The sequence below is a fragment of the Paenibacillus sp. GCM10027630 genome (genome assembly GCF_042676305.1).
GTDB lineage: Bacteria > Bacillota > Bacilli > Paenibacillales > NBRC-103111 > Paenibacillus_S.
On sequence record NZ_JBHTGY010000010.1, the window covers coordinates 23,724 to 46,413 of the forward strand.

Below are 22,690 nucleotides of genomic sequence, written 5' to 3' on the forward strand. Positions count from 1 at the left end.
CGCAAGTACTCTTACAAGCGGGTAGACAGTGAATCCCTGCCAGCTGATATGGAGCTCACCAAATGATACTGTCCCGAGGAAATGCTGAAGCGTGCACTGCCGTCTTCGAAGCTTGCAGCTTCAATTCCTTGAGCCTGAGCTTGAGTCATCTCTAAGGGCTTCCCATTGACCGTAATATGGTTTAAAGCCTGGGCGGGTATATAAATGTCACCTACACAGTTGGCAGGAAGCTCCACATCGAGAGTAAATTGATTATCATTGCCGCGCTTCCAGGATACTCGTACCTTTCCAACAGGAAGGATATGCTCGGCTGTTACAGCTTCCAAGTCGCCTGGCAATGCCGGTTGAATCGTTATTTTGTAGGTGTCGAGTGAAGGCTCATACACATAATCTATCCCGGCCAAATACCGGTAAAGCCACTCCTCCAAATGCCCCAGCATAAAATGGTTCTGCGATTTGCCGACAGTCGGACCATCCCAGGCTTCTGTCAAAGTGGTGGCTCCGTGAGCAATTTGATATCCGTAGCTTGGATAATCCGTTTGCCGCGCCATTTTATAAATGATATCAGAATGCCCGCTCTCAGCGAGAGCGAGAAGCACATAGCGATGCCCGACATCTCCGGCCGTCGTATGATACCCGTGCAGCTGGATATTGTTTATCAAGTGGGAGAGCACCTTTTCCCTATGAGGCTCATCCACCAGTCCTAATACTAATGGCATCGCATTCGAGGTCTGGCTGCCGGTAGCATATTGGCTTGTTTCCGGGTTGAAAAATGCTTCGTTAAACGCTAGCTTAATCTCATCGCGAAGCTTGGCATATCGCCGCGTTTCTTCCGTTTTACTCAAGAAGCTTGAAATTTGCGTAAACACATCAACCATGTGATAGTACATCGCGGTTTCAGTATGGGAGACAGGCGTGTTTTTAGCAAATCCGGGCCCATCATCGTTCACATCGTACCAGTCGCCAAGCCCGTTAGTAACAATAAGCTGCGCGGAGGTTGAGGTTACGTAATCAACATAAGCCCTCATTCCATCATAATGCTCGGTTAAAATGCGGGTGTTGCCATATAAGCGCAGCAAATTCCAGCCCGTAAGCACATAGGCGGCTCCCCACGAAACCGAGTCGCGGAAGCAGTGCCATGGCTCGGAAAATACGACATATTCCGGTGCTGTAGTCGGCACCATGCCATTAGGCAGCTGAGCATCCCGCATATCCTCCATAGTTTTGGTTAGCAGCGCTTCAATCTGATTATTGTAAGCAACCGAAGGGCCCATCAGATGGATTTGCTCCAGCCAACCGAGCTTTTCACGATGAGGGCAGTCCGTGAAGATGCTTTTCATATTGCTTAACACAGCCCAGTTAATGATTTCATGAGTGCGGTTCAATGTCATATCCGAGCTTACGAAGCTTCCGGTGCTTTTTGTGTCCGGATAAATCATTTGACCCTCAATTCTAACGAGAACAGGACTGTCCTCTACAGCATTCTCATTTGCTTTTGCAGGAATGGCTCCTTCTATTTGCACATAACGAAAGCCGGAATAGCTGAAGCGCGGAGACCAGATCTCCAGACCGCTGCCGCTTGTTATATAATTAAAACGGTAAGGGGAACCTGTCCATTTTTGATTCACATAGCCGTTTTCCTTCAATAATTCCCCAGGAGACAAGGTGATTTGCGCGCCTTTGGGGCCGATGACGGAAATTTCAACCCAACCGGAGAAATTTTGTCCGAAATCGGCGATATATATCCCGGGAGCGAGCTGGGTTATGCTTATTGGCTTGAGGGTTTGCATAATCTTTAAAGGGTGCAGTGATTGCGACTTTAATTGGCCGGCAGGAGACTCGGCGATAGCGGCTTGCTTCCAAGCGCTGCTCTCCAAGAAATCGGGCTGATCCCAGCCTATTGGCTCGCGGCAGGCATCATAATCCTCACCGCCGTAAATACATGCAAAGGTGATTGGCCCAGCTGCGGTACGCCAATCCTGGCTGCTGGCAATTGTGACAGTCGAACCGTCGGAATAAGTAACCTCCAATTGAACAAGACATCTCAGAGAGCCGAAGGAGCCCTTGAATTTCTTGTACCGTCCGCCCGTAACATTGAAAAATCCATTCCCAAGCATCACCCCAATGGCATTAGCGCCTTCCCTAATTTCATTGGTCACATCATAGGTGGAATACAGGCAGGTTTTATCATAATTCGTCCAGCCGGGATCCAGCACATAGTCTCCAACTTTGCCCCCATTCAGGCGGAGCTCATATTGTCCCAAGCCGCAGATGTAAGCTCTAGCTTTGACGACAGGCTTATCTAGCTCAAATTCATATCTGAATATCGGAAGCGCCTTATTAGATGGTTCTTCATCTGCTGCACCGATCCATTGAGCCGACCAATCCTTTTCCGTTAGCAATCCCATTTCCCAAAAAGCTACAGAGCTTTCGGTCATTTGGCCGGCTGAATCCCATACCTGCACCTGCCAATAATATCGTTTTCGAGAGCTTAACGCAGGGCCATCATATATAATATGCACATTCCTTCTGCTGATGACCTTGCCGCTATCCCACACATCGCCCAAACCGTGCTGGAGGCTTTCCTCCACATCAGACACCATAATCCTGTAGGCAGACTGGCTTTCCGAGCGAGCGGATGAAGCTTTGTAGCTCCAGCCAAGCGCAGGTCGTGTGACATCAATACCGATAGGGCATTGCTTACTTTCCACAAACAGTTCATCAACCCACATCTTCTTCAGAGCTCCTTTGTAACCGATAGGGCTGTAAAAATGTCTTGTGAAGCAGCCACACTGATCGTACGGAATTCTTTGCCATAATTAATAGTTCGGTCTCCATCCCTATAAAGTCTGCATGAGCAATAGAAGTGGTAGAGCACCCCGTTATGAGTGATGACGGATGGCTTGTGAGCAAAAATAGAATCGATGCTGCCTTCTTCCCCAACACAGACGATCGGATCAGGGTATTTTTCCCAGTTCAAAAGATCCTTGGACAGCGCAATTCCTTCTTGAGCCTGCTTGTAATTATAACCGAAGAAATACATGATCCATTCGTCATTATGCCGCAAAATACAAGGATCGCTAACAAAGCCGCTGTCCCATCGATCAGGTGAAACCTTCAGTACCGGGTTATGCTCATTTCGCTGCCATTGCATCAAATCGGTGGAGAACGCTACTCCCGTTTGCTCAATCCATCTGCCTTTATTTTTGTTTTTGGCGTTATAAAACAAATAAAAGCTGCCATCTGACTCAATGAGGCATTCCTTGTACAATCCGCCCTTCTCCCAATCGGCGCCTTCCTCTGGAGTTAGAATCGGCTCAGGTAACCGGTTCCATTCGAGCAGGCTTTCATCCTCTGTCCAGGCAATACCTATCTTTGCAGAGCCCTCTTCGTAGCCGAATTCGGGATAGGCGTGGTAGACCAGCCAGTATTTGTTGTTCCATTTCTTGAGGACGGGTGGAGCATCCAACCGATTTTCCTTCAAAATCCAGGTGCCGGCTATATTTTTGGAATCCCATCCGGAGCCTTCGTTCCGACGTAAAATGACGCTGAGATGCTCCCATTGCAGCAAATCGCTGCTTGTAGCTAATGCCGTTTGGTAACCCGTATCGTCAAAGCCTACATACATCATGTAAAATTGGTCGTTATGCTGGAATACAAACGGACAATCAACAGCGCGTTCATCAAAATGGCCCGGTATTCCTGATCCAACCAGAACCGGTTTACCTAATTTATATGGAGTTAAATAGGGTTCTATATTCATGAGGACAGCCCCTTACAATTTCGATTTTAAATAGATTACTACAATAGATGTGCAGGTTGTGGGGGCGATTGCATCTGAATTATGGGCTGATTGTACTCTGGCTTTTATAACGGAACCAAGCAGGATTAAATAAGTCGGATACACCTAATTCATGAGGGAATGAGTGGATTGACTACCCTTACGGGCTGGATTATTATGATGCAGCATGGTGGCGTTTTCACCAAAATGCCGCTCGATGATTTTATAAGCTATGTGTTTAAAAAGTCTGTTCTTAAGACCATTAAAGTATATAAGGAGAGATCACATGTTTAAACCATCCGGTATTATTCCAGCACTTATTACCCCTTTTGACGCCAAGCAAAATATAGACGAACCCGCCTTGAGGCAATTGGTTCGCAGGCAGATTGAGGCCAAGGTTCACGGATTATTTTGTTTGGGGACTAACGGAGAATTTTTTTCATTAACTGAGGATGAGAAGCTTCGTGTAGCGGAGATCGTAATTGAAGAAGCGAGAGGCAAGCTTCCTGTATATGTTGGGGCAGGCTGCATCACAACTCAAGAGACTGTGTCGCTTGCTGTGCGCTTGGAGCAGATGGGAGCGGACGCTTTATCGGTCATCACGCCCTACTTCTTAACATTCACTCAGCAGGAGCTTATCGCCCATTATCGTACGGTTGCAGAAGCAACAAGACTGCCGATTATTTTGTACAATATTCCAGCGCGCACGGGGAATTCCCTTCATCCAAAAACGGTGGAGGAGCTTAGCAAAGTTCCAAACATTGTCGGGATAAAAGATAGCAGCGGCAGCTTCGATACCATTTTGCAATTTATTGAGCTGGGCGGTCCCGATTTTGCTGTATTGGCAGGGGCCGATTCGCTTATTTTGGCTACGCTAATGGCCGGAGGTCATGGTGCTATTGCATCGACTGCCAACGTATTCCCTGAGATTGTCGGATCCATCTATGACCTGTGGAAGCAAGGCGAGCTTGAACAAGCGGAGCTGTCTCAGCGTAAATTAAGAGCACTGCGCAACTCATTCGCACTAGGCACATTGCCAAGCGTGTTGAAGGAGGTCATGAACGAGATGGGGCTCCCGGCAGGGGAATCGAGATTGCCCGTTCAGCCGCTGGCTGCGTCAGCGAAAGCTGAAGTGCGAAGCATGGTAGAGCGCTATAAGGAGGAGGGAGTGGTGAAATGATGCCATTCAAGCCTAAGGATAGAATCGTATTTATCGGGGACAGCATTACAGACAAAGGGAGAAAGAAGGATCCCCTGAAGCTGGGCAATGGCTACGTTAGAATGCTGCACGACTATTTATCGGTGGAATTGCCGAAGCATTCGCTGAAAATAATTAATGAAGGTGTCTCGGGGAACCGTGTCATTGATCTGGAGAAAAGATGGCGGATGGATGTGCTGGACCATCATCCCCAATGGATCTCAATATCCATAGGCATCAATGATGTATGGCGTCAACTGGATTCGCCTGAGGCAGATCAGGTCTACCCTGAGCGATTCGAGGCGGTTTATCGAAAGCTGCTGGAGCAAACGAAGCAATTGCCTGATTGCCGATTGATTCTTATGCAGCCGACGGTCATTAAAGAGTACACGGATTCAACGGGAAACAGCTTGTTAAAGCCGTATGTTACTATTGTTAACCGGTTGGCTGATGAATTCAATGCTGTTCTGGTACCGACACATCAAGCATTTATTGAGTTCATTGAGTGTGAAACAGGGAAGGATCTAACAACCGACGGCGTGCATATGACAACCTTGGGGGATTCCCTGATGGCGGCGGCTTGGATTAAAGCGCTAAGCCATGTTAACCAGCAGTAGATGCTAACGTTAGCGGCCTAGAGCTTGAGCGTCTTACTTAAAGGCTTCCTCCAGCTCATTGGTTAGACTAGATGCTGTTGAAGCGAATTTTTCTTCGTCAATAACTGTTTGGCGAGATCAGCTTGTACACGATTAATGGTTTTGATTTCTTCGTTCAGCTTATTTATTCGCGTCATTTTGCTGCTTAAATCGCTGTGAGATTGACTTAATTTCATATCTCTTTGCAATTGATTAATTTTCGATTGAGCCTTATCTTTTTTGTTCTTCTCGTTCATGCTTTTGCTTTCTATTTCAGCAATTTCTCGTTGTAATCGATTGACAATTGCCTTGGTGAAATTAATGGACATTCAACACACCCCATAATCATTTAGTGTAGCTAAGATACCATTCTACTTGAAAAAATAAGGTTAAGCGAGCAGCGGAAGAAGATTTGTCAATTCCGGCTTTAATTTGGGTTTGAAAAAAGCAAGGACTTTATGCTATCATAAACCATATATTGCGATGAAGAGAAAAAAAGTATGAAGGCTCTTATGTCCAGAGAGCAGAGGAAACGCTGAAACCTTTGCCATAATCCCTTTGTATGATGTCGTCTCTGAGCTTTTGATCGAAAGCCGAACCCAGCAGGGGTTAGATGAGTAGACTCAAACGGAATGGCACACGTTATCGTGCTGTAGGTAAGGGAAACCTTACCTCATGAGGCTGGAATCGCAAGATTTCAGTAAATCAGGGTGGTACCACGAAAATTTACCCCTTTCGTCCCTAAGGTCAGGCAGTTTTTCTGTCGCCTTGGGATGGAAGGGGTTTGTTGTTTTTTTAAATGTAAAAGCGATGAAGAGAATAAAATACGAAGGCTCTTATGTCCAGAGAGCAGAGGAAACGCTGAAACCTTTGCCATAATCCCTGTGTATGATGTCGTCTCGGAGCTTTTGATCGAAAGCCGAACCCAGCAGGGGCTAGATGAGTAGACTCAAACGGAATGGCACACGTTATCGTGCTGCAGGTAAGGGAAACCTTACCTCATGAGGCTGGAATCGCAAGATTTCAGTAAATCAGGGTGGTACCACGAAAATTTACCCCTTTCGTCCCTAAGGCTAGGCAGTTTTTCTGTCGCCTTGGGATGGAAGGGGTTTGTTGTTATTTAAAAAATGTAAAAGCGATGAAGAGAATAAAATACGAAGGCTCTTATGTCCAGAGAGCAGAGGAAACGCTGAAACCTTTGCCATAATCCCTTTGTATGATGTCGTCTCTGAGCTTTTGATCGAAAACCGAAACCCAGCAGGGGCTAGATGAGTAGACTCAAACGGAATGGCACACGTTATCGTGCTGCAGGTAAGGGAAACCTTACCTCATGAGGCTGGAATCGCAAGGTTTCAGTAAATCAGGGTGGTACCACGAAAATTTACCCCTTTCGTCCCTATAGGCTCGACAGCTGCTTTCTGTCGCCTTGGGATGACAGGGGTTATTTTATATTTAAGGAGGCATTCAAATGGAAAAAGTATGTATGTCCACAAACGACTCTCAGTCACATTCTCGGGATTTAATAACTGGATCGGAGGTCCTTTTACGCGGTTTGCTAATGGAAGGTGTTGAATGTGTATTCGGGTATCCGGGAGGAAATGTCCTTTACATCTATGATGCAATGGTCGGTAATCCAAACTTTAAACACATTTTGACCCGACACGAGCAAGGGGCTATACACGCGGCAGACGGCTATGCACGCTCGACAGGAAAAGTAGGCGTGTGCATCGCCACCTCGGGTCCGGGGGCGACTAACTTGGTGACCGGAATTGCAACAGCGTATATAGATTCGGTACCTCTAGTAGTTATTACTGGCAATGTCCCAACAACGGTTATGGGTACGGATGCATTTCAGGAAGCGGATATCGTTAGTATTTCAATGCCAATAACGAAGCATAGCTACCTGGTGCGTGACGTAAATGACCTTCCGCGCATCATTCAGGAAGCCTTTCATATTGCAAACACTGGAAGGAAAGGTCCTGTATTGATCGACATCCCAAAGGATGTATCCAATCAGGAATTGCTTTTTCACCCACCCGGGCCTATAAATTTACGTGGTTACAATGAGATTGTAAGTCCTGTTCAGGCGGAGATAGATAAATTAATTCAAGCTATTGCAGAATCCGAAAGGCCGATCATTATTGCTGGGGGAGGGGTGGTGTATTCCAATGCATCAAATGAGCTGCTGGAGTTCGTGAATATAACGAAAATTCCTGTGACAACCACCTTGCTTGGATTGGGCGGTTTTCCAAGTGCTCACGACCTATGGTTGGGAATGCCGGGTCATCATGGTACCTATACGGCGAATAATGCAGTACAAAATGCCGATTTGATTATTTCTATTGGTTCAAGGTTTGACGACCGGGTCACGATGAAGGTGGATGGTTTTGCTCCTTATGCCAAGCAGATTGCCCATATCGATATTGATCCCGCTGAAATTGGCAAAAACATCAAAACGGATATCGCTTGTGTCGGCGATATTAAGGCTGTATTAAAATATGCCAATACGAAAGCTGTCCCCTCCCAATCAAGCAGTTGGATCCATGAGGTTCACGAAAATAAAGCAAAGTATCCGCTGCGTTACAAAGATTCCGATACGGAGCTCAAACCACAGTTTGTTCTGGAAATGATTAATGAGACAACTGAGGGGGATGCGATTATTACCACTGACGTAGGCCAGCACCAAATGTGGGTAGCCCAATTTTATAAATTTAAACATCCACGCTCCCTCATAACATCAGGAGGTCTTGGAACGATGGGATTCGGATTCCCGTCGGCAATAGGTGCTCAGACAGGAAATCCAAACCGGCTTGTCATTTCTGTGAATGGGGACGGGGGCATGCAGATGTGCGCACAAGAGATGGCTATTTGTGCCATTAACCGTATTCCTGTCAAAATTGTCGTAATCAACAATCAAGTGTTGGGTATGGTTAAGCAACAGCAGGAAATTATTCACGAAAAGCGATACAGCCACATCGATCTTGCCGGTAGCCCTGATTTCGTAAAACTGGCTGAAGCTTACGGAATTAAGGGATTGAGAGCAAGCACTAAAGAAGAAGCTTCCCGTATATGGCAAGAGGCTTTGGAGACAACGGGACCTGTACTTGTTGAGTTTATAGTGCCTGCAGAAGAAAATGTATATCCCATGGTTCTTAGTGGAACGACGTTAGACCAAATGATAATGGGGGAATTCGAATGATGATTAAGAAGCATACAATGGCTATCCTGGTTAATGATCAACCGGGGGTGCTGCAAAGAGTGTCCGGATTATTCGGTCGTCGTGGCTTCAATATCGATAGCATCACGGTTGGGGGCAGTGAAGAGGCTGGATTATCACGGATGATTATTGTAACTACGGGTGATGAACGAACTATTGAGCAGATAGAAAAACAGCTTAACAAGCTCATTGATGTGAATCAAGTACTTCACTTAAGTTCCGGGCCGATGGTGTCAAGAGAACTGGCCTTGATCAAAGTGAAGGCGGAGCCATCCGAACGTCCGGAAATTCTAGGAGTGGTTGATACCTTCCGAGCTTCTGTGGTTGATATTGGACCGAATAGCTTGATCATTCAGATGGTTGGAGAGCTTGGTAAAATACAAGCGATGATCGAGCTTTTGCACCCATACGAAATATTGGAGCTGAGCCGGACGGGTACAACTGCCATGATGCGGGACAGAAAATGAGTTATCGACCTCCTCATATATTGTTACTTTACCCATAAGTTTGCCGCTTTGGCAAGCTTATGCTTCCAAAACAAAGGAGTCCTTTATATTCAAGGACTCCTTCGTTTCTAACTTCAGAGGAGACCAAGCATCACGATATCATTAACTTGCAGATCAGCAAGTTCATTCGCTGATGGGGTGAGAACCGATGGGCTTTATTTGAACGCCATGCTCATCCACTATGTCAAACACACCAGCAAAAAGTTCGTTGGTCGACTTTAGTTAGACCAACTGAAGAGCGATGATGCCCCCGTTAGCACCCTTGTATTTCGAAGGGATAGAAGCGAGCATCTCTTCTACACTCTGACCCGGTTTGGTTTTGTACTCAACGGATAAGGTTATGGGTTTTTAATTTCATGATCTGCACGACAGGCTGACGATTCGGTGCCGACACACTTGAAAAGTCAGTCTTTTTATTGATTTACCTTGTTGAATTAACCGGCACGTTATCATAATCCCCAAATCGCATCTCGTCAAGAGATAATGTGAGAATAAGCGACATAGCGGGGGATACCCCCTTATGCTTTCTAAATAGGAACGAATTTCAGAGTATGCAGGGCAATATCGCTTTTTCCAAATTATCCGGTGTCACGTAAAATATTCTTCAGATCGATGAGGAATAAGGAAAGGAGATCTGCATGAACAGCGTGGACAAAATCAGATTTTTGCTCTTTTACGGCGAAGCGCCCGAGGCAACTTGTTACGGGTATATGGAGCTGAATCGGGATGGCAATATGATCGCGCTCTACAATAGTTGCGGTGAGGAGATCGACATGTTTAGCGGTCATGAATTTGTCAGGGTACGGGCGCTTGGCAAATTCGATGATGAAGACCGCGATAATTTTTACTCCTTGTTAGAAAGTGATGGTGTAGGATAACCTGCACGACAGACAGGTGAAGATTTGGTGTCAATTCACTACGTGGAACGCAATGAATATTCTCTGGAGGTAGAAGATGAACAAACGGGTTCAAGAGGCAAGGGGAAAGAAGAGAGGGCCGATGTTAGCCGCGCTACTCATAGGTGCATTTGTTGCGTTTCTTAGCGAAAATTTACTTGTTAATGCATTTCCTAGATTGATACGGGAATTCAACGTTGCTGCTTCGACCATTCAATGGTTATCGACGGGTTATATGCTCGTGATCGGCGTACTGGTGCCGGTGACCGCATTGCTGCAGCAATGGTTCACGACTCGCCAGATGTTTATGTCTGCGATGGCCTTATTTTTAGCCGGTACCTGCTTGTGTGCAGTATCCCCTGGATTCGAAATCTTGCTGATGAGCAGGGTTGTTCAGGCTTGCGGGACAGGATTGTTGATACCGTTGATGATGAATACGATTCTCGCCCTTTATCCTCTAGAGCGCCGGGGTGCGGCCATGGGTCTCATGGGTCTGGTCATTATGGTCGCCCCTATCATCGGGCCAGCTTTGTCGGGTCTGGTCATCGATACCTTACACTGGCGATGGCTATTCTATATGATGATTCCTGTCGCATTGTTTTCGATTATTTATGCATTCATGTACTTAAAGAATGTGACAGAACTAACCAAGCCAAGGGTCGATCTTTTATCCATTGCGATGTCAACCATCGGTTTCGGTAGCGTCATCTACGGCTTCAGCCGGGCAAATGTCTGGACTGAGCCTGAGGGTTACAGTTTGATTGCCATAGGCAGCCTCTTCTTGCTCTTGCTTGTATGGCGGCAGTTCAAGATCAGAGAGCCTTTGATTGATCTTTCCGTATTCCGGCATCCCACTTTTTCTTTGGTTGCGGCATTGGTAGTCATCCTGATGATGGTTCTATTCGCCACCACGACATTGCTGCCGATCTATATGCAGGATGTGATGCAGTTGACAGCATTCGCGACAGGTTTACTTCTGATGCCAGGCTGCATTTTAAACGCAATGATGATGCCTGTGACGGGAAAATTATTCGATAAATTCGGGCCGAGATTCGTCATAATGCCCGGACTGGTCATGTTCGCCCTATCGCTGTGGCTGTTTGCCGGTATCGACAGCGATACAACCCGAGGCTCCGTTCTGTTCAATCATGTCCTCTTATTCTTAGGCATATCGTTTGTCGTCATGCCGGCTCAGACAACGGGATTGAATCAACTTCCGTGTCATCTAGTCGCCCATGGCACAGCCATATACAATACGCTCCAACAGATTGCTGGGGGAATGGGCATCGCTTTGTTCGTTGGCGTCATGTCATCCGGAGCCAATCGTTATCTTCATCATTCGCTCGATGCCACTTCAATGCATGAGAAATCACAGAGCATCCTTACCGGTCTACAAACGGTTTTTTGGATTGAATTTATTCTCGCCATACTTGTTTTGGTGCTGGGTTGGTTTATAAAAAAGCCATCTGTGCATAGTGAGATTGATTCCTTAAATGCACAGAATGAGAGCTGACCCTATCAACCCAAAATAAACGGAATCCTATTCCTTCTCCGCGATAAGAACGAGGGATACAGCAGTTATTGGACCACAATTGAGAAGCATCCAAATCACCTCGGATTCTGGTTTATAAAACGCCAGTGCATTGGCAATATTGGAGGAAAGTAGACCGGCCAGTAAAACACCAGCAAACCAAAAATTCCCACTCAATAGAACAGATAACATTGTGAGGAAGTGCGGGATTGCACCGCATCCGATAAGTTGGCAAACTAATAAGTAAACAAAAACATATTTTTGTACAAAAAAACAAGAGTAAAGCAGATATAGCAAAGCAACCTCAAATTTTTCCTGACTCCCAAAAACCGGTACCCTTATTTATGATAAGGTTCAGCTTAACGATGCTATCGGCGAAAAATGCGAAAGGAACAGCTGCTGCGTGGTGATCTGCTTGTTTCGTTCGGGGGTATTTACAGCAACCTTATAATGGTAAAATATAGATAAGAAATATTGGAGGTGAAGTGTGTATGGCTGATTACAAAGATAATAAGAAGTTGAACTTTTTATTACGGCACCTAGACTATCATAACACCTACATAAAAACGTTCAATAATGAGGGAGAAAAAGGGAGGAGACTCCTCCGTATTATAGTTGATCGTCCCGACCGCGCTGCAGGGAATCCCCCTCCGCCGCTCAGGGTGCGAGTATCTTCCTCGGGAGGGCGATACCAATGAAGGATGCTGCAGAGGGTCAGCAGAAGCACGGGCAGCAAGAACATGTCGAGACACTGCCGCTGTTCTCCACCACGGATAAGAACGGACGGATGACTATGCTCCGGCCAGGACGTCGCGTCGGACGCGCGGCTCCGCTGATGCCGTGGCTGCTCACAGCCGCTGCACTGTGGGCGCTGACAGGCTCCATGCCGTTCGGCGCACTGCTCGGCATGGCGCCGACACCGACGATCAGCATGCTCCTCGGTCATCCGGTCACAGTGGGCGTCGCCGGTTTGCTGCTGTTCGTAGCGATCGGTACGACCGGCGGAGTGTACTCGCGAGCGGTCGAGCAGTTCGGACAGACCAGGGTTGCCGGCCTGTTCGCGGCGCTAGCGATAGCAGGAGGACTCACAGCAGTCGCGGGAGTCCTCCTGCTCTGGACGCTGACAAGCGATCCGTCGCGCCCCTTTGACCTCATGGCCATAGCCACATCGCCGACGATCCCGCCAGAGCTCGGAGCCGTCGTTGGAGCTAGCTTCGGCCTCTGGGCCGGCATCACGCTCCTGCGGTTGCCCGGCTCTATCGCCCACGCCCGGCGGCGTCAAGCGGACATCGAGCGACTCCGCGTGGAGGGTTCATCTTGCACCGGGACGTTGACCGCCGTGAACTTTACTAACAGCTGGCTCTTTAATTTCCCGATGTTCACGGTTGAGGTAAATTACATCGTCGCCGGTGCTCCTCGTGTCGTCTCAGCGCACATGCGCACCAGCGCCGACCGTGTTCCCGTCGTCGGGTCGCGAATGATCGTGCTGATCGACGACCGCGGAACCACCCACGTGGAGCTGGACCTGGCGAATGGAGCGGCATTCGAGCCGGACGTGGGGAAGTACGCCCCGTCGGACGGTTGATTTTGCGACTAGAACTAGTCTCCCTCTATTAGGGAGAGTAATGTGGTATCCAGCAACATAGTCCGACTTATTTTAGCCTTAAGATAATAACGGAGCTCGGGGTCACGACATTACAAGAAACATCCTTTCATCCCCTCCTGGAGATCAAGACTTTGTAGATGTTCTTTAATCAGCTTGGTCAGCCGTGGATTATCGTTTTTCAGTCCCCATTCTCCCAGCTTGTCCTTGTATGCCTGCCCAATTCTCATCCCTACATTAAAATTTTCGCCGTCACTTATGATAAGGTTCAACCCGCTGTCTGTAACGGCAAGTTTTGTCGGTGAAGGGAGGATTTCCACAATTTGTGACGAATACCTATAAATAGCTTTCACTATTCAATTGAGGTGCTTATAAATGATTGAGGAACGTGAAATTACTCAAGATGAAATTAATCAGCTACTAGCAAAAAAGGAAAACCATCGGCTTGATTTCAAAAGCATGGATATTTCCCCGAATAAATTACAAAATACTTTTGTAGCATTTGCAAATGCTGATGGTGGAGACCTTTATATTGGAATCGAAGATAATGCAGTTAAAGACCGACTAAAAGGTTTTAATGAACCTGAGCATGCAAATGATATTATTAAACATCTAATCATGGAAACAAACCCAACAGTTGAAGGAGTAGAAATAGAACTACTGAAATATAAAAAATACTATTTTGTTCATTTCATTATTCCCAAAAGTGAGAAAGTGCACTACACTGCATCCGGTGATTGCTATCAAAGAATAAACGCAGCTTCAACCAAAATAAAAGGTGACCAAGTGACTCAACTTGGCTATTCAAAAGGTTTTTATAAATTTGAGGAACAACGGTCGAAGCTTCTGAACTCGACGATATTCTTGACGCTCCTTTTCTAAATAACTATCTTGAGAGAATTGGTAGTAATCAGGAACCCATACGATTTCTTAGAAGAAATAGACTTACTATTGAGAAGGAAGCGAAAGTAAAGCCTACTGTAGCATGTGTACTTCTTTATGATGAAGAACCACAAGAAGTCCTACAATCTAAAGCAAGTGTTAAAATCATCCGGATGAAGACATTATCGAGTGATTATAAACGTGAACAACTGGCTAAAAATATTGTTTTATCTGGCCCCCTTGAAAAATTAGCTCGCACCGCCGAAGAAACAATATTTAAAATAATAGATGAGGAATCTACTAATATGGGTGGGATAAAATTAGATGTATCTTATCCGATCGAAGCAGTACACGAGATTCTCGTGAATGCATTCCTACATCGGGATTATAGCATTGCCGATGATATTCATATTACAATCTTTGATAACAGAATTGAAATTAAGTCACCTGGACGTCTTCCCGGCAATGTAACAAAAGAGAATATCTTGAACGCACACTTCGCCCGAAATCCAAATCTAGTTCGTATTATTAATAAACTGCCTGATCCCATGAATCATGATTTAGGAGAAGGGCTGAACACTGCTTATAATGCGATGCGAAAAGCCGGGCTAGTATCGCCTGAAATCGATGAAATTGATAATAATGTTATAGTTACTTTACACCATAGGAAATTAGCTTCGTACGAAGATCAAATCATTGATTATTTAAAAATAAACGAATGGATCACAAATAAAATTGCTCGCCAAATAACTGGTGAGGATTCAGAAAATAAGGTTAAAAAATCCTTGCAAAAACTACGTAAAGCTGGTCGCATTATACCTGAAGACCCAAAAGCCAATCGTTTTAAATTTAGATATAAATTAAAAAAATAATTAACAAATACTAACCCTTACTAGTCAGCCCCAATTTAAATTAGATTGGGGCTCTTTGAGTTCCCAAAAACTTGCCGTCACTTGGTATGGCCCCCCGCGCTTGATCTGAAACTAAACTGCCCTCAACACACGGTATTCATCGGTAAGAAACTACAGCTCCATTGGTCTTTCAATACAAAAAAGCTTACCCGACTAATGACAAGCTTTTGATTTTCGAATAATACTTGTGGCAAACATAGGGGTATTCTGTTTCGTTAACGATGATAATTTTAACTAAATACCTGTTATTTTTGGCAATTATATGGTTCAAGATTAGTGAAGATTATGGGTAAAGTCACTTATATGTTGCTATAATGAATGTAAAATAGGGTGATCAAGCATTGAGCTAATATAAATCTAGTGGGAAACCGGAGGGAGGGGAGGGGGAGTATGCTCCAAAGTCGGCGATTCAGATTCAGTATGCTATTTGTCATCCTGCTGGCATTAGTCTCCTTATTGGCAATGACTTTCATTGGCCCTTCCTCCGGTAAGATAGGCCCTCGAGCGAAGGAGGGCATGCTTGACTTGCGCGATTGGAGCTTGGACCGGGATGGGACGGTTCGGCTTAACGGTACATGGTCTTTCCAATGGGATCAGCTGCTGACAACTGCAGATATAAGCGTCGGGAATTCGCTAAATTCGGGTTCATACGCGGAAGTTCCCGGGGTATGGACGCGTTATGGAAAACCTGGTCAAGGCTATGCGACCTACAGGCTTAAGGTTCTAACGCAGGGGGAAACTGGCTCGCTCGGTTTGCAAATTCCAGCAATAGCACCAGCCTACAAAATTATTGTAGACGGTCGAGTCATTGCAGAGGCTGGGAAAGTAGCAGAGGAGAGTTCAGCTGTACAGCCTGTTTATTTCCCGCAAACTGTCATTTTCGATCCTCCCGCCGGAGAGTTTGATCTGCTCGTGCAGATCGCTAATAATCTCTATCCGCAAGGGGGCATCTGGTATAGTCTAGCTTTGGGTTCCGAGCGAAACATGCTGGACATGAAGGAGCGCAATTGGATTCTCGACATGGCGGTATTTGGCGGCTGTGCGCTGCTCGGCTTGTATCAAATTGCGGTTTATTTGCTGCGCCACGAGGAACGGTCGACTTTGTATTTCGGCATTTGCTGCCTATTGGGAGCAATCCGTCAATGGGTTGTGGGTGGTATCTACCTGGTCCATGTCTACCCTGCCGCAGAAATCAGGCTCATTATTCTGTTGGAGTATCTCACCTACTACGGCGGGGTTACAATGGCATTGTTGTTCGTGAGGCAGTTATATCCGAAGGATTTTAAAAGCAGCTTTATTAAGCCGCTAGTCTGGATTGGCAGTGGTTTTATAGGAACTGTACTGCTTCTACCAACCGAATTGTATACCAGCTTAATCGGGTATTTCAAAGTCGTTTCGTTGTTCAGTTTGGGTTACATTCTTTACGGATTTTCTGTGGCCTTATGGCGCGGAAGAAGCGGGGCGCTGCTTCAGCTGACCGGTTGGCTTGTATTCGTTACCACGGCCGTTCACGATATTCTATACAGTGATGGCCGAATTATTTGGATCGATATGCAGCTCGTATCCTACGGTTTTATTCTTCTTGTCTTTATTGAAGCGTTGGAGCTTGCCCGACGGTTCACCAATGCCTATCATACCATTGGAATAATGTCGGGCGAATTGATAGCCATGAATCGAATGAAAGACGAATTTCTAGCCAATACCTCGCATGAGCTGAAGACGCCGCTGCACGGTATTCTGAATCTTACCTTGGCTTTGTCCGAAGGAAAGGCAGGTTCGCTGAATGAAGTCCAGAAGGAGCAGCTGGAGGTTGTTACGTCGGTGGCCCGCCGCATGTCTAACTTGATCAACGATATTCTGGACTTGTCCCGTTTGAAGAACAGAGGCATTCAACTGCAATTGAAGCCTGTTGATATCCGCTCGCTCGTGTCAGCTCAGCAGGAGGTGTTCCGGCACTATATCGGGGAGAAGCCCGTGATGCTTCGGCTGGATTGGCCGGAAAAGTTACCATACGCGCTTGCAGACGAGAGCCGTTTGCTTCAGATTATGTATAACCTTATCGGCAACGCTATCAAATTTACACCTGAAGGCCAAGTCACTGTATCGGCTAAGGCAGAAGCGGGTATGCTGCATATTGCCGTTGCCGATACAGGTATTGGGATTTCAGCGGATAAACTGGACATAATCTTTCAAGCGTTCGAGCAAGCAGGTACTTCCGTAGCCAGGGAATATGGAGGAGCAGGGCTTGGACTTGGGATTACAAGGTACCTGGTTGAGCTTCATGGAGGACAAATCTCAGTTTCGTCGGAAGTTGGCAATGGTTCCGTCTTTACGTTTACGATTCCCATTAGTGATGGGAGAGGATGGAAGGGAGCTGAACTCCGGCAGACTGTAGCTGTGGACGTATCCACGGAAGTACGTCTTCCGACTGGTCTACAAGAAGCTGTCGCAGCATTTCCTCCTGCCGGTGGCGGCAAGCCAGGGCAAGCAATCCTGGCCATTGATGACGATCCGGTTAATCTGCGGGTGGTTAAAGCGGCATTGGCAGATGAGCCTTACGAGGTGCTCATTGCGGCTAGCGGCAAGGAAGCGCTGGACATGTTGGATAACGGTCGCAGCCGGATCGGGCTCGTCATACTGGATGTCATGATGCCTGGACTTTCGGGCTACGAGACTTGCAGATGTATTCGTGAAAAATATGCACTCTCCGAGCTGCCTGTACTGGTACGGCTGCACTCCAAGATGATCGCTCTGCTGCTGCTTATGAACAGGGAAGCGGACGCATATTCCTACCACGAGCTAGCGCTGGAACTGCTTGATCATGCGGATGTATCTTCGGATTTGAACTTCTCCCGCCTGTCCGCAAACCCGTACTCCATGTTTGAATGATATTAGTGCTTGGATAGACGATGTCTGACTTTTCCATTTATGGAGGGGTCGGGCTTTTTTTTGTATGCAAAATTATTATTGGCTTGCGACATGTCAGAAATATATAGGGACGTTTACATTATCTTAATCATGCAGCATCTTTGTTTTTACAATTGGTCGTTATACTAAACTAGTATTCTTGGAAGAGTAAACGGGAGGGACATCTATGTTTAGACTAAAAGCAGGATCAAGCAAAGCTTCATCATTATTGGGAAGATTGAATGTCATTTTTTACTTTTTGTTAATTTGCTGTGTAATAATGCTCTTTTCAAGCAGCCGGACGGTGCAGGCCCACGCATACAGCGCGAGCTACACGACTTTAAATTTTACAAAATCTCAAACGGAAATGATTTATGTAATCGATGAACTGTCGGTTATCGAGTTAACTGACGGCGATGCTAATAGAAACGGAATGCTGGAGGCTGAAGAATTTAACGCGGTAAAGAACCGGATTGAATCGGTAATTAAAGAGAACGTTACTTTAAAAATAAATGGTGAGCCTCAGACATGGTTGAAAGTGAATAATATAACGCTTAATCGTCAAGGGGAAGGAACACAGGTTACACTAAGTGTCGTCTATCCAGCTGTATCGGCTTCACAGGGGATATCTCTTACTGATCAATTATATGCAAACGACTTAAAAACCAATTACGTTAATCTGCTAACTATTAATTATGGAGCGCAGAAAAGTACTTCGGCCTTATCCGGTAAAAACCGATCTTGGTCCATGATGATGTCAGAAAGCGCGTATGCCGGGTTGTCTCAAGATAGCCTTAAGACACAGGTAAATACTAATGCTGAAACTGATCAGCAGGATGCGGCAGCGAATACAACCAATATGACCGCAGGCTGGCTATCGTTTTTTGAGCTTGGCATCAATCACATTTTGACAGGCTATGACCATTTATTATTTTTGCTAGCGCTGCTTATCGCCAGACAAAGCTTCAAGAAATTTGCAGGAATTATAACCGCCTTTACTGTAGCTCATAGTTTGACGTTGACATTATCCGTTGTAGGCTGGCTTAATGTGTCTCCCCAGTTTGTGGAGCCTGCGATTGCGTTCAGCATATGCTACGTCGCTGTCGAAAACATTTTCCGCAAAAACATTAATAACCGGTGGGTGCTGACATTCCTGTTCGGTTTGATTCACGGGATGGGCTTTGCCGATATTCTCAAGGAGATGGATATTCCTACCAACCAGCTGGCAGTCGATTTATTCAGCTTCAACATCGGGATCGAAGCCGTGCAGCTTTTGATAGTCGTAGTATGCTTACCTATACTTGCCCGTATCCAACATTGGAGGCATTCCCGGGGAGTTGTTATCGCATTATCCTCAGTTGCCTTTATTTTAGGCGGAATTTGGTTGGCTGAAAGAATAATAACATAGAAGAAGGCGAACACCTTGCGAAGCACAACAGCAAAGAATATACCTGTAAAATCGAACAGCAATCTGTTGGTAGTTATATGTTTAATTATTGTGTTGATGTTGTACCTGTTTTCAGCCAAAGATTTAGGGTTTGTACTAAGTAATCCCAAGCTGCAAGTGTTTAAAATGATGCTGATCAGTATTATTATCGAGGCCATGCCTTTTATTTTAATCGGAGTATTTGTTTCGGCTCTGCTTCAGGTATTTGTATCGGAACAAACCATCAGGAGATTGATTCCCAGAAACCCGTTTCTAGGGATTGTAACTGCAGGTATGCTGGGGATTATTTTTCCTATTTGTGAATGCGGCATGGTTCCTGCGATTCGTAATCTAATTAAAAAAGGGATGCCGCTATACGTTGCGTCCACCTTTATATTGGTAGGGCCGATTTTAAACCCCATCGTTTTTTTGTCGACCTTAACAGCTTTTCGCAATCAGCCGGTAGTTGCTTACAGCCGTATGGGGGTAGCAATTGTTGTAGCATTAGTCGTTGGCCTTATTATTTATCGGTTTGTAAATCCGAATCAATTGAAGGAAACGCTGCATAAGAATTCTGGACAAGACGGGGGAAATAGCAGCAGCGGGCATTCCGTGCATCAACATACCCATGAGATACACAGCCATTCGTCAGGTAATAAGCTTTTAGAGGTTATGAGCCATTCCATAAGCGAATTTTTTCAGATGGGCAAATATTTAGTATTCGGTTCCATATTAGTTGGGCTGCTGCAAATATTCATTTCACAAAATGGACTGGCATCAATGGGAAATAACGTGGCAAGCTCCAATTTAATAATGATGGGACTCGGGTTTATTTTATCGCTTTGTTCGACAGCGGACGCTTTCGTTGCGCAATCATTCCAGACGACATTTTCCAACAGCTCTCTGGTCGGATTTATGGTGTTCGGCCCCATGCTTAATTTGAAAAGCCTTCTTATGATGCTGGCGGTTTTTAGAACAAAATTCGTGGTCATACTCTTCGCTCTTGTATTTGTATTGGTTTTTGCAAGTACATTAGCGCTTCATTGGATGTTGAATTAAAGGCTTATAAGCCATACAAGGGAAGGTGAATTTGTGAACGTAAAAATCAGCTCTGCCAATGTTCATTATTTTTTAAGAGCGGCGATTTTGACAGGTTTTGCAGTTTATATCGCCTATTTATTAATTTCGGGTGATATTCTTCAGTTTATCGTTCCGCAGCTTGTCATTTATGTGAAATTAGCGGATGCGGCACTTTTTATTACTGCTGGTTTTCAATTTTATATTGCCTTCCTTTCTCTGAAACAGCAAGCTATCCCCTGTTCATGCGGTCACGATCATCAGGTGCCGGACGATTCTCAGGAGCTTGCTTTCGGGCATCATCATGCTCATGGAATGGATGGATCCTTATGGAAAAATGTTGTTATCTACGGGTTATTTATCATTCCGCTTGTGCTTGGGTCATGCTTGCCCAATAAAGCGACAGCCAGCTCCTTGGTCGATAAAAAGGGAATGAATTTAGGCGGCTATGCCGTTCGGACCATCCAAGCATCAGGAGAACTCGTTGAGCTGGGCGGTAATGAAGATCCTGCATTGAAGCAGTTATTTAAAGCTAATGTATACGATCGGGATTATGCCAGATTAGGCATGATGCTGTACAAGCAGCAATCGATTGAAATGAAGGATGAGTGGTTTATTGAAAAGCTCCATGCATTAAATTCCTTTGCTGACAACTTTCAGAATAAAGAGATTCTAATAAAAGGTTTTGTATATCGGGAAGCTGGATTACCTGGCAATCAATTTATTGTAGGCAGAATGGGCATGACTCATTGTATAGCCGATATATCCCCATATGGAATTATAGCGGAGTCGTCCGACTCGAATGCTCTAGCTAATGATTCATGGGTCACTATTACTGGAAAAATAGGAAAAACCGTATACAACGGACAGCCTGTAATAAAACTCATAGTCGAAAAAGTCCAACCCGCAGCTGAACCGAGTGTTCCTTACGTTTACCCCGACTGGAATTTTGCTTCAAAACTATAACGTTCGCGTAACGAATAAAGAGGTGTTTGCCATGCTGCTTAGCATCGGAAGCTTATTGATCGTTCTTCTTATCACCGGATATTTCATTGCTCGTATTCATCGTTACAAGGGATTGATTGCAGGCTCAGCCGGAAAGCTGAGTTCAATGGCGATGGTTGCCGTCTCCAGTGCTTTTCTTGGTATCCTGACTGTTCAAACGCTAGAATATCAGATCACCTTAAGTGTTGTTATTAGTGGTTTGTTTGCCCTTACGATTGGATTTCTTGCAGGTAAACCGTTCCATATGCTTGATGTGATCAACGGGATATTGTCAGGATTTTTGGGTACACTCATCGGCATTGTTCTTGGCAGTATGATATTCATATCAGGCAACGTCATTATTATTACTGATCTGGGATATATCGTTTGTATTTACTTGCTGTTAAGAGTATTTGATTACCAAATAAATAAGGGGCAGCTCAAGAAAGCTCCTCCTACGCCTGCTGTCAAACGATATCCCTATATTCAAACCATTCTTCTTGCTTCAGTAGTTTTCGTGATGGTTGGGGGCGTCCTATTGAATAAAAGCAAAATCGCAATGGGGCAAATAGGCCAAATACAAAGCCAAGTTACCTCAATGGACGAGGAAAACGATCTTCAAGTAGCGACAATCGATGTGACAGCTTCTGGTTTCAATCCTAAAAATATTGATTTTAAAGCAAATACAATGATCAAGGTCATTTTTAATGTAAGCTCAAACGCAGGTAACGGCTTTAAGCTGGTTTCTAAGGATTTAAAAATTGATGCGCCATTAAAGGAAGGAAAAAATTCATTTCTTCTGGATAATCCACAGCCTGGAAAATATGAATTTATGCTGGGTACAGGAGATTTCAAAGGAAGCTTTACCGTTACAAAAAAGAAGTAATTGAAAAGTGGTTTATTAAAGAAAACTTAACTTTGTGAAAACATTCTATTTACAAAAGGCTGTTATAGTTGTCAAGCAGTCATTGTCATTACTTTATAGAAAGGGAACAGCAGCAGAATTGACATCAGGACAGGCTTAGAAGTCTAGGGGGGAAATCGTGGCTTATATTCAATAGAACGAATGAAGTATACAAATAAGTTGTTGGACGTTGTTAACAGGGTTTGGATTCAAATGGATGGAATGATTGCAT

The 22,690-nt window shown here is 45.2% G+C and carries 18 protein-coding genes; 15 read left to right on the plus strand and 3 right to left on the minus strand.

From position 1 onward, the window contains the following. Positions 1-11: 11 nt before the first annotated feature. Both ACFQ0C_RS05190 and ACFQ0C_RS05195 read right to left on the minus strand, forming a co-directional pair. Positions 12-2,732, minus strand: a complete 2,721-nt coding sequence (locus ACFQ0C_RS05190) for an alpha-L-rhamnosidase (protein WP_379364607.1) — start codon at positions 2,730-2,732, stop codon at positions 12-14. Between the two features lie 5 nt (positions 2,733-2,737). Next, a complete protein-coding gene (locus ACFQ0C_RS05195) occupies positions 2,738-3,763 on the minus strand; it encodes a glycoside hydrolase family protein (RefSeq protein ID WP_379364609.1) in 1,026 nt (341 codons plus the stop codon). Between the two features lie 168 nt (positions 3,764-3,931). Here ACFQ0C_RS05195 and ACFQ0C_RS05200 point away from each other — a divergent pair, with 168 nt between their 5' ends. The 3 genes from ACFQ0C_RS05200 to ACFQ0C_RS05210 are packed head-to-tail and all read left to right on the plus strand — an operon-like array spanning position 3,932 to position 5,596. Beyond that, complete coding sequence (locus tag ACFQ0C_RS05200; RefSeq protein ID WP_379364611.1) at positions 3,932-4,075, plus strand: hypothetical protein; 144 nt, start codon at positions 3,932-3,934, stop codon at positions 4,073-4,075. Beyond that, on the plus strand, positions 4,068-4,961 hold the full coding sequence (gene dapA, locus ACFQ0C_RS05205) for a 4-hydroxy-tetrahydrodipicolinate synthase (protein ID WP_379364613.1): 894 nt from the start codon (positions 4,068-4,070) through the stop codon (positions 4,959-4,961). Before ACFQ0C_RS05200 ends, dapA begins: the two co-directional genes overlap by 8 nt. Beyond that, positions 4,961-5,596, plus strand: a complete 636-nt coding sequence (locus ACFQ0C_RS05210) for an SGNH/GDSL hydrolase family protein (protein WP_379364975.1) — start codon at positions 4,961-4,963, stop codon at positions 5,594-5,596. Before dapA ends, ACFQ0C_RS05210 begins: the two co-directional genes overlap by 1 nt. Positions 5,597-5,658: 62 nt before the next feature. Here ACFQ0C_RS05210 and ACFQ0C_RS05215 read toward each other — a convergent pair whose 3' ends face one another. Continuing rightward, a complete protein-coding gene (locus ACFQ0C_RS05215) occupies positions 5,659-5,943 on the minus strand; it encodes a hypothetical protein (RefSeq protein ID WP_379364615.1) in 285 nt (94 codons plus the stop codon). A gap of 1,139 nt (positions 5,944-7,082) precedes the next feature. Between ACFQ0C_RS05215 and ilvB the strand changes: the two genes are divergently transcribed. From ilvB to ACFQ0C_RS05275, 12 genes are all read left to right on the plus strand, one after another. Next, entirely contained in the window at positions 7,083-8,813 is a 1,731-nt protein-coding gene (ilvB, locus tag ACFQ0C_RS05220; RefSeq protein WP_379364617.1) for a biosynthetic-type acetolactate synthase large subunit, read from the plus strand. Further along, positions 8,813-9,298, plus strand: a complete 486-nt coding sequence (ilvN, locus tag ACFQ0C_RS05225) for an acetolactate synthase small subunit (protein ID WP_379364977.1) — start codon at positions 8,813-8,815, stop codon at positions 9,296-9,298. Before ilvB ends, ilvN begins: the two co-directional genes overlap by 1 nt. 677 nt (positions 9,299-9,975) lie before the next feature. Further along, positions 9,976-10,215 carry a hypothetical protein gene (locus ACFQ0C_RS05230; RefSeq protein WP_379364619.1) on the plus strand — a complete coding sequence of 80 codons (240 nt, stop codon included), beginning with the start codon at positions 9,976-9,978 and terminating at the stop codon, positions 10,213-10,215. A gap of 76 nt (positions 10,216-10,291) precedes the next feature. Next, positions 10,292-11,746 carry an MDR family MFS transporter gene (locus ACFQ0C_RS05235; RefSeq protein ID WP_379364621.1) on the plus strand — a complete coding sequence of 485 codons (1,455 nt, stop codon included), beginning with the start codon at positions 10,292-10,294 and terminating at the stop codon, positions 11,744-11,746. 712 nt (positions 11,747-12,458) lie between these two features. Then, positions 12,459-13,349: a hypothetical protein gene (locus ACFQ0C_RS05240; RefSeq protein WP_379364623.1), complete on the plus strand. Its 891-nt coding sequence runs from the start codon at positions 12,459-12,461 to the stop codon at positions 13,347-13,349. Positions 13,350-13,742: 393 nt separating this feature from the next. After that, positions 13,743-14,249: an AlbA family DNA-binding domain-containing protein gene (locus tag ACFQ0C_RS05245; protein ID WP_379364625.1), complete on the plus strand. Its 507-nt coding sequence runs from the start codon at positions 13,743-13,745 to the stop codon at positions 14,247-14,249. A 173-nt stretch (positions 14,250-14,422) separates the two neighbouring features. After that, complete coding sequence (locus ACFQ0C_RS05250) at positions 14,423-15,121, plus strand: ATP-binding protein (protein ID WP_379364627.1); 699 nt, start codon at positions 14,423-14,425, stop codon at positions 15,119-15,121. Positions 15,122-15,550: 429 nt separating this feature from the next. Further along, a complete protein-coding gene (locus ACFQ0C_RS05255) occupies positions 15,551-18,049 on the plus strand; it encodes an ATP-binding response regulator (RefSeq protein WP_379364629.1) in 2,499 nt (832 codons plus the stop codon). 205 nt (positions 18,050-18,254) lie between these two features. Beyond that, positions 18,255-19,475 (plus strand): HupE/UreJ family protein, encoded by a 1,221-nt coding sequence (locus ACFQ0C_RS05260; protein ID WP_379364631.1) that lies wholly within the window; start codon positions 18,255-18,257, stop codon positions 19,473-19,475. A gap of 15 nt (positions 19,476-19,490) precedes the next feature. Further along, on the plus strand, positions 19,491-20,552 hold the full coding sequence (locus ACFQ0C_RS05265) for a permease (protein ID WP_379364633.1): 1,062 nt from the start codon (positions 19,491-19,493) through the stop codon (positions 20,550-20,552). Positions 20,553-20,585: 33 nt separating this feature from the next. Next, positions 20,586-21,536, plus strand: a complete 951-nt coding sequence (locus tag ACFQ0C_RS05270) for a TIGR03943 family putative permease subunit (protein WP_379364635.1) — start codon at positions 20,586-20,588, stop codon at positions 21,534-21,536. A gap of 31 nt (positions 21,537-21,567) precedes the next feature. Beyond that, positions 21,568-22,440 carry a cupredoxin domain-containing protein gene (locus ACFQ0C_RS05275; RefSeq protein ID WP_379364637.1) on the plus strand — a complete coding sequence of 291 codons (873 nt, stop codon included), beginning with the start codon at positions 21,568-21,570 and terminating at the stop codon, positions 22,438-22,440. Positions 22,441-22,690 lie beyond the last annotated feature (250 nt).

Bases quoted from the DNA above. Each gene is read 5' to 3' on its own strand.
- ACFQ0C_RS05195 (WP_379364609.1), bottom strand. From the start codon at position 3,763: ATGAATATAGAACCCTATTTAACTCCATATAAATTAGGTAAACCGGTT.
- ACFQ0C_RS05275 (WP_379364637.1), top strand. From the start codon at position 21,568: ATGCTGCTTAGCATCGGAAGCTTATTGATCGTTCTTCTTATCACCGGA.
- ACFQ0C_RS05260 (WP_379364631.1), top strand. From the start codon at position 18,255: ATGTTTAGACTAAAAGCAGGATCAAGCAAAGCTTCATCATTATTGGGA.
- ACFQ0C_RS05245 (WP_379364625.1), top strand. From the start codon at position 13,743: ATGATTGAGGAACGTGAAATTACTCAAGATGAAATTAATCAGCTACTA.
- ilvB (WP_379364617.1), top strand. From the start codon at position 7,083: ATGGAAAAAGTATGTATGTCCACAAACGACTCTCAGTCACATTCTCGG.
- dapA (WP_379364613.1), top strand. From the start codon at position 4,068: ATGTTTAAACCATCCGGTATTATTCCAGCACTTATTACCCCTTTTGAC.
- ACFQ0C_RS05210 (WP_379364975.1), top strand. From the start codon at position 4,961: ATGCCATTCAAGCCTAAGGATAGAATCGTATTTATCGGGGACAGCATT.
- ACFQ0C_RS05250 (WP_379364627.1), top strand. From the start codon at position 14,423: ATGAAGACATTATCGAGTGATTATAAACGTGAACAACTGGCTAAAAAT.
- ACFQ0C_RS05235 (WP_379364621.1), top strand. From the start codon at position 10,292: ATGAACAAACGGGTTCAAGAGGCAAGGGGAAAGAAGAGAGGGCCGATG.
- ACFQ0C_RS05255 (WP_379364629.1), top strand. From the start codon at position 15,551: ATGCTCCAAAGTCGGCGATTCAGATTCAGTATGCTATTTGTCATCCTG.
- ACFQ0C_RS05230 (WP_379364619.1), top strand. From the start codon at position 9,976: ATGAACAGCGTGGACAAAATCAGATTTTTGCTCTTTTACGGCGAAGCG.
- ACFQ0C_RS05240 (WP_379364623.1), top strand. From the start codon at position 12,459: ATGAAGGATGCTGCAGAGGGTCAGCAGAAGCACGGGCAGCAAGAACAT.
- ilvN (WP_379364977.1), top strand. From the start codon at position 8,813: ATGATTAAGAAGCATACAATGGCTATCCTGGTTAATGATCAACCGGGG.
- ACFQ0C_RS05190 (WP_379364607.1), bottom strand. From the start codon at position 2,732: ATGTGGGTTGATGAACTGTTTGTGGAAAGTAAGCAATGCCCTATCGGT.
- ACFQ0C_RS05215 (WP_379364615.1), bottom strand. From the start codon at position 5,943: ATGTCCATTAATTTCACCAAGGCAATTGTCAATCGATTACAACGAGAA.